Origin of the sequence: Paracoccus sp. 08, from assembly GCF_024105395.1 — a bacterium.
GTDB classification, from domain to species: Bacteria; Pseudomonadota; Alphaproteobacteria; order Rhodobacterales; family Rhodobacteraceae; genus Paracoccus; species Paracoccus marcusii.
Map to the genome: position 1 here is coordinate 1 of NZ_WEKR01000074.1, position 12,451 is coordinate 12,451.

The 12,451-nt window shown below is 64.7% G+C and carries 9 protein-coding genes, 1 tRNA gene and 3 pseudogenes; 3 read left to right on the top strand and 10 right to left on the bottom strand.

From position 1 onward, the window contains the following. Together GBO37_RS19815 and GBO37_RS19820 are read right to left on the bottom strand one after the other, a co-directional pair. Positions 1-181, bottom strand: a pseudogene (locus GBO37_RS19815) (transposase); the annotation flags it as partial. Between the two features lie 707 nt (positions 182-888). Beyond that, positions 889-2,068, bottom strand: a pseudogene (locus GBO37_RS19820) (IS3 family transposase). Positions 2,069-2,270: 202 nt separating this feature from the next. Here GBO37_RS19820 and GBO37_RS19825 point away from each other — a divergent pair. Further along, a pseudogene (locus tag GBO37_RS19825) lies at positions 2,271-2,396 on the top strand (IS3 family transposase); the annotation flags it as partial. Positions 2,397-2,942: 546 nt separating this feature from the next. Here the strand turns inward: GBO37_RS19825 and GBO37_RS19830 are convergent. The 4 genes from GBO37_RS19830 to GBO37_RS19845 all read right to left on the bottom strand — a co-directional run bounded on the left by GBO37_RS19830 (position 2,943) and on the right by GBO37_RS19845 (position 6,315). Further along, positions 2,943-3,026, bottom strand: a tRNA-Leu gene (locus tag GBO37_RS19830). A gap of 110 nt (positions 3,027-3,136) precedes the next feature. Next, positions 3,137-4,093, bottom strand: coding sequence for a lipoyl synthase (gene lipA / locus GBO37_RS19835; RefSeq protein WP_252930562.1), 957 nt, complete (start codon positions 4,091-4,093; stop codon positions 3,137-3,139). A gap of 93 nt (positions 4,094-4,186) precedes the next feature. Then, entirely contained in the window at positions 4,187-5,095 is a 909-nt protein-coding gene (locus GBO37_RS19840) for a hydrogen peroxide-inducible genes activator (protein ID WP_252930563.1), read from the bottom strand. A 74-nt stretch (positions 5,096-5,169) separates the two neighbouring features. Further along, entirely contained in the window at positions 5,170-6,315 is a 1,146-nt protein-coding gene (locus tag GBO37_RS19845; protein WP_252930564.1) for a DUF6456 domain-containing protein, read from the bottom strand. Between the two features lie 216 nt (positions 6,316-6,531). Here GBO37_RS19845 and GBO37_RS19850 point away from each other — a divergent pair, with 216 nt between their 5' ends. Continuing rightward, positions 6,532-6,867: a DUF6477 family protein gene (locus tag GBO37_RS19850; RefSeq protein ID WP_045980859.1), complete on the top strand. Its 336-nt coding sequence runs from the start codon at positions 6,532-6,534 to the stop codon at positions 6,865-6,867. A gap of 3 nt (positions 6,868-6,870) precedes the next feature. On the opposite strand, the gene GBO37_RS19855 is transcribed toward GBO37_RS19850, so the two are convergent. Further along, the gene (locus GBO37_RS19855; RefSeq protein WP_252930592.1) at positions 6,871-8,421 is read right to left on the bottom strand and encodes a helicase HerA-like domain-containing protein; all 1,551 of its coding nucleotides are present in this window, start codon (positions 8,419-8,421) and stop codon (positions 6,871-6,873) included. Between the two features lie 465 nt (positions 8,422-8,886). On the opposite strand from GBO37_RS19855, the gene GBO37_RS19860 reads away from it, so the two are divergent. Continuing rightward, on the top strand, positions 8,887-9,687 hold the full coding sequence (locus GBO37_RS19860; protein ID WP_252930565.1) for an invasion associated locus B family protein: 801 nt from the start codon (positions 8,887-8,889) through the stop codon (positions 9,685-9,687). Positions 9,688-9,762: 75 nt separating this feature from the next. On the opposite strand, the gene GBO37_RS19865 is transcribed toward GBO37_RS19860, so the two are convergent. The 3 genes from GBO37_RS19865 to lpxD all read right to left on the bottom strand — a co-directional run bounded on the left by GBO37_RS19865 (position 9,763) and on the right by lpxD (position 12,437). Continuing rightward, complete coding sequence (locus tag GBO37_RS19865; protein ID WP_045980892.1) at positions 9,763-10,971, bottom strand: beta-ketoacyl synthase; 1,209 nt, start codon at positions 10,969-10,971, stop codon at positions 9,763-9,765. A gap of 86 nt (positions 10,972-11,057) precedes the next feature. After that, complete coding sequence (locus GBO37_RS19870) at positions 11,058-11,324, bottom strand: acyl carrier protein (RefSeq protein ID WP_045980857.1); 267 nt, start codon at positions 11,322-11,324, stop codon at positions 11,058-11,060. Between the two features lie 12 nt (positions 11,325-11,336). Continuing rightward, positions 11,337-12,437, bottom strand: a complete 1,101-nt coding sequence (lpxD, locus tag GBO37_RS19875; RefSeq protein ID WP_252930566.1) for a UDP-3-O-(3-hydroxymyristoyl)glucosamine N-acyltransferase — start codon at positions 12,435-12,437, stop codon at positions 11,337-11,339. Between the last annotated feature and the right edge of the window lie 14 nt (positions 12,438-12,451).

Here is a 12,451-nt window from a genome sequence, read left to right on the forward strand (position 1 = left end):
AGCCTTTGGGCATCGGACACGTCCATGCCGCCATACTTGGCCTTGAGCTTGTAGAACGTCGCCCGGCTGAGACCATGCCGACGACAGACATCCGCCGTCGCCATTCCGTCGACGCAGTACGTCGACCCTGCTCCTTGATCATCCCAATGATCTGCGCCTCGGTGAAGCGGCTTTTTCTCATGTCGTCTGCTCCTTCGTGATGAAGCAAACTCTACATTAAACCGAGGGACGTTCCGGGGGGGCAGGTCACCGTGTTCTTTATGATCTTCCAGTTGTCATCCGAAATCTTGAGGAGTTTCTTCGACTCGCTGGGTCAAGGGGCTGGAAAATCCTGCTGCTGTTACTCATTCCGCGCAAGGAAGCCCGCGAGGGAATGCCGGCATACTATGAGGCCGCGATCCGCGTTTTCAAACACTACGGCCTAAGCGTGATTGAGCCCGACCAGGAATTTCGCTGTTCATCTGTTAGGGTTGACGAAACACATTATTCCGATCCAGCGCATTTTCATCGGAGACACGATATCACCGGCCTTATTGGCAGGATGACTGCCGAACGACTAGATACTGCTGCCAACCCAGAAGCTCACACCCATCTTGTATCGTCAGGAAAGCTCGAACTGATTGAACTTCCCTTGAACTCTACGTTTAAAAACTCGATCATGACGATACCGCTATCTGGAATGCCTCTTCGTATTCGCTTGCGTGGACACGGCGAAATTCGGTCGCATGTAACCCTGTGTCGGCCTGATACTTCGACTGGCATCCGAATGCGTCTGACACGAGGCGGCGACGTCAAGGCCGACACGCGGATATCTACAACTTGCAAACGGGACAAAACGCTGTTGAAGGCGCTGAATCTAGACGCTCGAACTGAATAGCCCCGATTTTCTTAGACGGCTTCGCGTCTCCTCATCTGCCGCCGTTCGAAGTCGGCAGGCGACAGCATCCCGTTCCTCGCATGCTTTCGCTTCGGATTGTAGAACATCTCGATGTAGTCGAACACGTCCTGTCTTGCGTCTTTGCGTGTCCGGTAGGTCCTGCGCCTGATCCTTTCGCGTTTGAGCAGATGGAAGAAGCTCTCGGCGACTGCGTTGTCATGACAGTTGCCGCGGCGGCTCATCGAATGCTCAAGATTGTGAGCACGCAGGAATGTGGCCCAATCCATGCTGGTGAATTGACAGCCTTGATCCGAATGGATTAGCACCTTGTTCTTCGGCTTTCGTCGCCAGACGGCTATCATCAGGGCCTGCAGAACGACATCTGTCGTCTGACCGCTCTGCATGGACCAGCTGACCACGCGCCGGGAGTAAAGATCGATGACCACCGCGAGGTAGACGAACCCTTCTTGCGTCCGGATATAGGTAATATCGGTCACCCAGACCTTGTCCGGGGCCTCGACGTCGAACTTCCGGTCAAGAGTATTATCGACCACGACCGATGGCTTGCCACCAAAGCTGCCGGGGCGGCGCCTGTAGCCGATCTGCGCCTTGATACCTGCAAGCTGAGCCAATCTGGCTACCCGGTTCGGACAGATGCTCTCGCCCTGTTCAACCAGATCGTCATGGAGCTTGCGATAGCCATAGATCTTGCCGCTCTCCGCCCAAGCCTTCTGCAGCAGCTCGGTCTGGCGCCTGTCTTCCTGCGCCCGTGCGCTCAGCGGTGCCTTCAGCCATGCATAGAACCCGCTCGGCTGGACGCGCAGGCAACGACACATCGTCCGCACAGAAGACTGTCCCCGATGCTCGGCCACGAACGCCGTCGCCAGCGGGCTTGAACCGATGGCGCCTCGCTGGCTCCACTCACCTTGCATCCCGAGCGAAATATGCGGTGGCTTTTTTTAAGATGTCACACTCCTCCGACACCCGGACCAGTTCACGCTTCAGCCGCCGGATCTCTGCATCCTTCTCCGTGTCACCCGACACTGCCTTCGTGAACTTGCGCTTCCACGCATAGAGCGAATGCGTGCTGACGCCGAGCCGAGCCGAAACCTCCTCGGCCGGATAGCCCCGCTCCGTGATCTGCGCTACCGCATCGCGCTTGAACTCGTCCATGAAATTACCTGCGCCCATCATGGCCTCCTTGCCTCAAAGTTAGCGAAGAAAGCGTCCAGGAAACATGAGGCTATTCACTCCGTTAAGCGTATAGTTTCCCGGACTATTTTCAGAACCTCCTCATTCCGCGAAAATGGGATCTTTGTTGAAAGGACGAAGAAATTCGACGTCGAGGAGTGACAGGGAACGATCCGTTGGTTCATTTCCCCGACGAGGGGCCGACAGCGACCACACGTTCAACATCGTGCCGAACCAAGCTCGGGACCGTGACCTTACTGCAGATCGACCGAACCAGAAATGGGCGGGCGATATCAGCTACGCCTGGTCCCCCGAGGGCTGGTTGTATTATCTTTGAGCTCTGCCAAGGAACTGCACACCGCATCGGCGACGTGCTGAACATGCGCTGGAGCAGTACTAACGGCGATGGGATTCTGGTGCACCAGAGCAGGACCGGCGCCGCGTTGTGGGTTCCGATGACCCTGCGATTGCAGGCGGCCTTGGACGCCACGCCACGCCCCGGGCTGGCGGAACGATCTGTGCCCATGGCAGCGACAGCTGACCACTGAAATGCTCGGCGGCATCAAAGGCTGTGCGGGATGCGATCGGCGCACAGGCCTATGACATTCACTGGCTTCGCTATCAGAGACCACGGAGCTGGCTGATGCCGGGTGCAGCGATGAACTGATCGCTTCGATAACCGGCCACAAATCTACGCCGATGATCGCGAAATATGAGGGCCCGGCGCGTCAGATCGCGCGGGTGAAAAAAAGGCCCAAATGGTGAGCGGAACGAATTAAGAGCAAACGAAAAATGTTGCGAGCGCCGTTGAAAAACAAAATGACAGTGATTCGTCAGACGTTCAGAATGGATACTTTATCCAGCAGAAAGGGCGTGGTAGGGGCGGCCGGACTCGAACCGGCACTCATTGCTGAAACGGATTTTGAATCCGTCGCGTCTACCATTCCGCCACGCCCCCGGACTGGTCCCGGCGCCCTTTCGGCGGCGGTCCGTTCGGACCGTTGGGCTTGGCGTAAATCCAGTCGCGACGATTTGCAAGGGGCGGCGTGCGCCCCCTGCCCCGCGGCCTCAGGCGCGACCCAACTTGACCAGTCGTGCGTCTCGAAGCTGCGCGAAGTCATCGCCCGCATGATACGACGACCGGGTCAGTGGCGTCGCCGACACCATCAGGAAACCCTTGCCATAGGCGGCCTTCTCATAGCCCGCAAATTCTTCGGGCGTGACGAAGCGGTCAACGCGATGGTGCTTGGGGCTGGGCTGCAGATACTGGCCGATGGTGATGAAGTCGATGTCAGCCGCGCGCATGTCGTCCATGACCTGCAGCACGCCTTGACGATCCTCTCCCAATCCGACCATGATGCCGGATTTGGTGAACATCGACGGGTCCAGTTCCTTGACCCGCTGCAGCAGACGCAGCGAATGGAAATAGCGGGCGCCGGGACGGACCTCCGGGTACAGGCCCGGCACCGTTTCAAGGTTGTGGTTGAACACATCGGGACGCGCCTCGACCACGGTCTCCAAGGCGCCAGGCTTTGACTTCAGAAAGTCGGGCACCAGCACTTCGATCGTGGAGGTCGGAGAGCGGTGGCGGATAGCCCGGATGGTCTGGGCAAAATGCTCGGCCCCGCCATCGTCCAGGTCGTCGCGATCGACGCTGGTGATCACGACGTGGTTCAGGCCCAGCTTCTGCACCGCATGGGCGACGCGGCCGGGTTCGAACGTGTCCAGCGCCTGCGGCTTACCCGTCGCGACGTTGCAGAAGGTGCAGCCGCGGGTACAGATCTCGCCCATGATCATCATGGTGGCGTGGCCCTGGCTCCAGCATTCGCCGACATTGGGACAGCCGGCCTCCTCGCAGACGGTCGACAGGCGGTTCTCGCGCAGCAGGTCGCGCGTCTGCTTGTACCCCGCAGAGGTGGGCGCCTTGACGCGAATCCAGTCCGGCTTCTTGGGCTGGGCCTGATCGGGTCGGTGCGCCTTTTCCGGGTGGCGCTGATCCGGGATCCTGAGGTCGCGCAAGGTCATGGTCCTTTCGGTCGCGGTTCGGGCAGAAATAGGGGCTTTGCAACGATTTGGCAACGCATCCCCTGCCCCTGCGTCCACATGGCTGCCTTGCGGTCAGCCCAGATCCAGCAGCGGTCGCGCCGCCGCGGTCAGCAGGCGGGCCAGATCGTCGAACCAGCCCTGCCCCGGAGTCGATGCGCGGCGCATCAGCATGACCTGCCGCGCGGGCTGGGGGTCGGGAAACCTGACGGCCGTCAGGCCGGGTGCCGCGGCCAGCTCCTGCCGGCGGGCGATCTCGGGCAGGAAGGTCAGGCCCATGCCCTGCGCGGCAAGGCGGCACAGGGTCGACAGCGACGCGGCCCCCAGGTCCAGCCGCGCCGCGCGACGGTTCAGCCCGCAGACCTCCAGGGCCTGGTCGCCAAGGCAATGCCCCTCGTCCAGCAACAGAAGCTGGCCGGGATCCAGCGCGTCCGGGGACAGCGGTCGGCTGCGCAGATCGGCGATTCGCGCCGCGCTGCCGGCTAGCAGAAAGCGGTCGGCGAACAGCGGTATGGCCTGCAGGCCCGGCCCTTCGGGCGGGCTGGCGACGACGATGGCATCGAGCCGCCCCGCCTGCAGTTCGTCCAGCAGGCGGTCGGTCTGCGCCTCGCGCAGATGCAGGTCGCGCCCGATGTCGCGCGCCCGCAAAAGGGGCAGCGCCTCGGGCAGCAGATAGGGCGCGACGGTGGGGATCATGCCCAGCATCAACCGGCCGCCCTGCCCCGGCTGCCGCAAGTCCTGTTCCAGATCGGTCATCGCGGCCATGACCCGTTGGGCGTGGTCCTGCAGCGCGCGGCCCTGCGGGGTCAGGAGGACACCCTGCGGGGTGCGTTCGACCAGACGGGCGCCGATCTCCTCCTCCAGCACTCGGATCTGCATGGACAGCGCGGGTTGCGTGACGTTGATCGATTCGGCAGCGCGTGTGAAATGGGTGTGCTGCGCCAAGGACAGGAAATAGCGCAGCTGGCGCAGGGTGATATTCATAAGGGGGCCTGATCAACGACGCGCGGTCAACGCCCACCATCTTATCGACCAGCCCCTGTCTGCGGCAATGACCTTCAGCCGATCAGCCGCGATCCCTTGCCGTAGGTTTCCTCATAGTGCCGCTCCAGCCGCATCAGGGCCAGCCGCAGGACGATCTTTCCAGACCGTGCGGACCAGCCAAGACGCCGTTCCGTCATCTCGATCCCCTCCAGAAAGCAGCACACCCGCAGGACGATGTCGCCCATGCCCGGGCCAAGGTCGCGCAGCGCGACGGCCACCCGGTCGCGCGCCGATTCCGATCCGCCGCGATAACCGCCGCCGCCGCGCGACACGTCGATCCCCGAGGTCATGAAGCCGTCCCAGTTCTGGGTGACGCGCGGACCCATCTGGGCCAGCTCGAAATCCTCGCGCAGGCGTTCACCCGCGGTGACCATGCCCGGCGTCAGGAAAGCCTGCCCGTCATGGTCACGCCGCCGCGCCAGCACCAGAAGCGGGCTTTCCGCGATGTTCACCCGGGTCTGGCGGCGGCGGCCATCCTCGGGATCGTCGATGACGCGATCCTCCCACACCCGGTGACGGTCACCGTGGTCGAAGGCCGCCTGGGCCTCGGCCATGCCGTGGACGGGCCGGGCGTCCTTGTGGACCGGGTGGGCGTCCGCAAACGACGATGGCCCCGGCACGGCGCTGCGCTGGCGGGGCGACCGCAGCATCTGGCGCAGGGCCTCGCGCCCTGCCGGTGCGATGACATAGCGCTGGATGCGCCCGCCGCCCCGCGTCTGCACGACCCATCCCTTCAGCGCCATCATCTCTGCCAGGGCGCGTTCCAGAACGGCGGTACGGATGTCGTCGCGCGTGACGATCGCCTTGTCCATGCCGGGGGCCGATGCCATGCACGCACCCGGCYCTGCCAGCCGGCGCAGCACGCGCAGGGCCTGACGCTCATCAGGCGCATTGGCCCCCTCGGGCCGCGGTGCCAGCGCGGCATCCACCAGCGGATCGTCGCGGCGCGCCTCGAACCGGCGGATACGGCGGAGGATGGTCGAGGCATGAACACCGGCCTCGCGCGCCAGGGCACGGATCGTCACCCCCTGGTCGACATGGCGCAGGTAAAGGCGCGCGTCCTCGCTCAGGTCGTCTTGCGCGCAGGTCTGCCCTTGCACCTGCGCACGGTGCTCCGCGATGCCCGTGTGGATTGCGAAATCACCGGTCAATATGGTCATGTCAGGTCCCTTGTCGTCCTCGGGCAGCCCGGCAGTAGACTACCCTGGGTTGAAATCTTTCCCTGTGGTTAACAGGGTGTTTCTGCACATAGCCGCAACATTCCCTAACAATTCCTAAAGAAACCTTGCTCCACCGCGCGCTGCGGCAGGGCTTTTGGCAACACACCTCAAGGTTGTGTGAAGGTGACCCCGTGGCAAACGCAAAGGATCAGCCCCATGACCGCAGTCTCGAACGTGATCGTTTTTCGCCCCCGCCCGACGAATCAGGGCCTGCGCCGTCCCGGAACGCTGATCCGGGCCGCCCGCGAAGGTCAGAAGACCTGGAAGCGCGATCGCGACCTGCCCCGCCTGCTGCGAAGCGACCGCTGCCCCGCGCCGGGCGCCGTCCTGTCCCGCCTGCGGGCCGAGGAGCAGATCCAGAACGACATGCGCGTGACCCAGGCCGCCGAATACGACCTGCGCCGCCACGTCCTGCTGGTCATCGCCATCCTGGCAGAGATGCGTGCCGCGATCGACGCCGCGCCGATGCCGGCCACGGCCATCGCGCTGTGACCATCAGCGCTTCTTGATCAGGGAACCCAGAACGCCCCGGACCAGCGCCTGCCCGGTCCGGGTCCCCAACTGCCGGGCAAGGCTCTTGCCAAAGGTCTGCACGATGCTGTCGGACCGCCCGCGCGGCGCAGCCTTCTCGCGTGCCGGCGCCTGATATGGTCGCCCCCGTCCCGCACCGGCGGGCATGTCGAACAACCCGTCGTCATCCTTCTTCACACTGGCCGCCTGGGCTGCGGCCTGGGTCTTGCGTGCCAGCATCTCGTGCGCGGAATCGCGATCCAGGGCGGTGTCGTATTTCGGCCCCATCGGGGACGTGGCCCTGATCGCCGCGCGCTCCTGGTCCGTGATCGGGCCGACCTGACTGAACGGCGGCCGGATCAGCGTCCGCTGCGCGATGCCCGGCACACCCTTCGGCTGCAAGAACGAGGTCACGGCCTCGCCCGTCCCCACCTGCTGGATCGTCTCGGCGATGTCGAAATCGGGGTTGGTTCGATAGTTCTGCGCCGCATCGCGCAAGGCTTTCTGATCCTTGGCGGTGAACGCCCGCAGCGCGTGCTGAACCCGGTTTCCCAATTGGCCAAGCACCGATTCGGGAATGTCGGCGGGGTTCTGGGTGACGAACCAGATGCTGACGCCTTTCGACCGGATCAATCGTGCCACCCGCTCGACCTTTTCGATCAGGGCCTTCGGCGCGTCGTCGAACAGCAGATGCGCCTCGTCAAAGAAGAACGCGACGCGGGGCTTGTCCGGATCGCCCACCTCGGGCAACTGCTCGAACAGCTCCGACAACAGCCACAGCAGGAATGTCGCGTACAGGCGAGGTGCGTTCATCAGGCGCTCTGCCGACAGGATGCTGATGACGCCGCGCCCGTCCGCGTCCTGACGGATGATATCGGTCAGGGCCAGCGCCGGCTCTCCGAACAGGTTCGCGCCGCCCTCGGTCTCCAGCACCATCAGCGCGCGCTGGATCGCACCTACGCTGGTGGTGCTGACATTGCCATAGCGCGTCGACAGGTCGGCGGCGTTCTGTCCGACCCAGACAAGCATCGACTGCAGGTCCTTGAGGTCCAGAAGCGGCAGCCCCTCCTCGTCGGCGACGCGGAAGGCGATCGCCATGACGCCCTCCTGCGCTTCCGTCAGGTCCAGCAGGCGCGACAGCAGCAGCGGTCCCATCTCGGCCGGCGTGGTGCGGACGGGATGGCCCTGTTGGCCCCAGACATCCCAGAACGTCACCGGATAGGATGCATAGGTCAGATCGATCCCGATCTGACCGGCCCTGGCAAGGAAAGGCTCGTGCAGCTTGCCTTGATCCGATCCTGCCTTGGCCAGCCCCGCCAGATCCCCCTTCACATCCGCCAGGAACACCGGAACGCCCGCCGCCGACAGGCTTTCGGCCAGGGTCTGCAGGGTGACGGTCTTGCCCGTCCCCGTCGCACCCGCGACCAGCCCGTGTCGGTTTGCCAGCTTCAGCAGCATCGTCTCGGGGGTCGCGTATTCGGCGCCGGCGCCGCCCACGAAGATCGTTCCCGCATCCAGGTCCAGAACCGAGGCCATCGCATCCCCCACGAACAAATTGCGCAACGCACGCCTTGAAAAGACAATTTTAACGCTTTCATGGCAAGGTGAAGTTGTCCGGATCGCAGCCGTGACCCGGACCTTCCTCCCTGTTGGACTGCCGCGCCCTCGGGCGCGGCTTTTTTTATGTGATCGGGGGAAAATCCATAGACCGTTGACGGATCACGCCAACGCGATTAGCGTGCGTCTCAATGATGACCGGCCAGTCCGGCAGGGAGAATAACGCAACGCGTCGGAGGCCGTGGTGGAAGCCACGGCCTTTCGCGTCAATTCATGATGCGTGTCCGGCCGGTTCGGTTCCCACGCAACTTCTTCAATGCGCAATCCTGTGCAATGTCCCGACCTCAAGGGTTGGTGACAACGCGTGTCGTGGCAGGGGACTGACAAGGCCCCGGCGCCGTGCTAGATCAGCCGCAATGCGTTGAGCAAAAGAAAGAAAGATTGATGTTCATCAGACATTCGCACGCGCTGTTGGCCGCCCTCGCCCTGATCACCGGGCCCGCATTCGCCCAGGACACCCCGGCGCCGGCCACGCCCGAAACCCCCGCGGCGGAAGCCCCCGCCGCCGATGCGCCCGCGACCGCCGCACCGGCCGCAGATGCCCCTGCCGCAGACGCGCCGGCCACCACACCTGCCGATGCAGAGACGCCAGCCGCGCCCGCCGATGCCCCCGCGGCCGAGAACGCGCCCGCGGGTCAGCCCGCGCGCGATCCGAACGGACCTGGTAGCTATTATGCCAAGTCTGAGCATGGCGATTGGACCATCCGCTGCATCCGCGCCGATCAGGGCAAGGATCCGTGCGAGATGTACAAGCTGCTGACCGATGCCGACGACAACCCGGTTGCCGAACTGACCATGGTTCCCCTGTCGAACGGCGACGTCGCCGCCGGCGCTACCCTTGTCGCACCGCTGGAGACGGATCTGATCGACGGCCTGGGCTTCCAGATCGGATCGGGCGAGATGCGCGGCTATCCGTTCAGCTTCTGCGCGCCGGTCGGCTGCGTCGCGCGTCTTGGCTTCACCAATCAGGAACTGGCAAGCATGAAGGCCGGCAGCACCGCGGCCGTGCAGTTGCTGCCCTTCGGCGGCGACCCGGATTCGCCGGTCCAGCTGAGCATGTCGCTGACCGGCTTCACCGCCGCGTTCGATGAACTGGCCGCCTATGCCGCCGCACCCGCGCCCGCCCCGGCCGCCGATGCCGANCCGGCAGAGGATGCCCCCGCCGAGGACGCTCCGGCCGAGTGATCGCCTCTGCCATCGCATGAACGGAAAAGGCCGCGTCCCCTGGACGCGGCCTTTTTCATGTGTCCCGCATGACGATCAGACGCGGCGCAGGGCGATGACCGCGTTCAGTCCGCCAAAGGCGAAGGCATTGGACAGCACGGCATCGACCCGCGCCTCACGGGCCTCGTTGGGAACGACGTCCAGCGCGCATTCCGGGTCGGCCTCCTGATAGCCGATCGTGGGCGCGATCACTCCGTCGCGCAGCGCCATGATGCAGGCCAGCAGTTCGACCGCGCCGGTGCCGCCGATCAGATGGCCGTGCATCGACTTGGTCGACGACATCATCAACCGGTCCGCGTGATGGCCAAAGGCATGGGCCACCGCCGCACATTCCGTCTTGTCATTCGCGGCAGTGCCCGTTCCGTGGGCATTGATATAGCCGATATCCTCGCGGTTCAGGCCGGCATCGACCATCGCCCCGGTGATCGCGCGCTCGGCGCCCTGGGCCGATGGCATGACGATGTCCTGCGCATCCGACGACATGGCAAAGCCCACGACCTCGGCCAGAATCTCGGCGCCACGCGCCCGGGCGTGTTCGAAATCCTCGAAGACGAAGACGCCCGCGCCTTCGCCCTGGACCATGCCGTTGCGGTTGGCGCTGAAGGGGCGGCAGGCGTCCTTGGACATCACGCGCAGCCCCTCCCATGCCTTGACGCCGCCAAAGCACAGCATTGCATCGGACCCGCCCGACAGCATGACGTCGGCCGCGCCCGACCGCACCATCTGGAACGCCAGGCCCATCGCGTGATTGCTGCTGGCGCAGGCGGTGGCGACGGTGAAGGCGGGGCCGCGCAGGCCGAACTCCATGCTGACATGGCTGGCCGCGGCATTGTTCATCAGCTTGGGGACCACGAAGGGATGGACGCGGTTCTTCCCCTCCTCATAGACGGCGCGATAGTTCTCGTCCCAGGTGTTCAGCCCACCGCCGGCCGTGCCCAGGATGACCCCCGACCGCAGGCCAAGCGCGCCCTGAAAGTGCAGGCCCGACTGCTCGACCGCCTGCTTGGCGGCCAGCAGGGTGAACTGGGTGAACTTGTCATAGAGCAGGATCTGCTGGCGGTTGAAATAGGTCTCGGGCGTCCAGTCGTGGACCTGTCCGCCGATCTGGATCGACAGGCGATCGACATCGCGAAAATCCAGCTGCGTGATCCCGCAGCGGCCCTCGCGGAACGCCTCCAGGGTGGTGGCGACATCGTGGCCAAGCGCGTTGATCGTGCCGGCGCCGGTGATCACCACACGGCGCAGCCCGCCGCGGCCGGTCGTCTCGGCCGCAGGCCGGATCGCGGGTGCCGCGCGGCCTGCGTCGATCAGCGCTTCGTCCACGGGGGCGGTCATTCCGCCTTTTCCGCGACCAGCCGATGCACCGCGGCGATGATCGTGCCCATGTTCGAGATGTCGAAGTCGGACTTCTCGGGCTCGTTCGCGTTGAACGGGATCGAAATGTCGAACTCTTCCTCGATGGCAAAGATTGATTCGACCAGGCCCAGGCTGTCGATGCCCAGTTCGGCGGGGGTCGCGTCATCGGTGATCTGGTCGGGTTCCAGCATCGCCTGCTCCGCGATGATGGCCCGAATGCGCTGCGTGATGTCGTCTGTCATGTCGCCTCCTGTTCAGCCCTTTTCCAACAGGCGTGTAACGGTTTCCTGAAGCTTGGACAGCTGTTGTGCGAAACGCGGCAGCCGCCGCATGGCCTTCTGGATCTCCAGCTGGGTCTCCATCTTGACCGCGGGGTTGCCCAGGATCACCCGGCCTGCCGGCACGCGGGTGAAGATCTTGGCGGCACCGCCCGCAATGACGTCGTCCCCGATCTGGATGTTGTCGTTGACGCCCACCTGCCCGGCCAGCACGACCCTGTCGCCGATCACCGATGATCCGGCCACGCCCACCTGGCTGCACAGCAGGCAGTCACGGCCCACGACGACGTTGTGGCCCAGCATCACCAGGTTGTCGATCTTGGTGCCGTCGCCCACGCGGGTCGACCGGATCGTGCCGCGGTCGATGGTGGCGTTCGCGCCGATCTCGACGTCATGACCCAGCTCGACCGCGCCAAGCGAATGGATGCGCGTCCAGTGCTGCTGGTTGACCGCGGCACGGGCGCCCAGGGTGCGGCGGATCTCCTCGATCCCCGACTCCTCGGGGGTGACGAAGGAAAACCCATCTCCGCCGATCGACGCGCCCGGCTGCACGATCAGACGGTCGCCGGCGGTCACGTCATGGCCGATCCGCACGCCCGGATGGATCAATGCCTGATCGCCGATGCGGGCGCCGCGACCGATGCTGACATGCGCCCCGATGCGGGCGCCCTGTCCGATCCGCGCATGCGCGCCGATGACGACAAAGGGCGCGATGGCCGCGCCGTCGCCGATCGTGGCCGTGGGGTCGATGACCGCGGTCGGATGGATGCCCGGCGCAATGTCCGGGCCGCGGTCGAAAGCCCGCGTCAGACCGGCCATGACCAGCCGCGGGCGGGGGGCAAAGATGGCGGCCTTCAGGCCATAAGCCTCGGGGTCCATCCCTTCGGCAAGGATGGCGATGCTGCCGGGCTTCAACGCCTCGGCGTATTTGGGCGCCATGGCCATGGCCAGCGTGCCGCCACCCGCGTCGACCGGACCGACCGCCGCGGGTTCCGCCGCACCCGTCACGCGGATCGACTGGTCGCCCCAGCATTGCGCGTCCAGAGCCCGCGCCAGCTCACCCATCGTCAGGACCATGGCCCCCCCTTTCG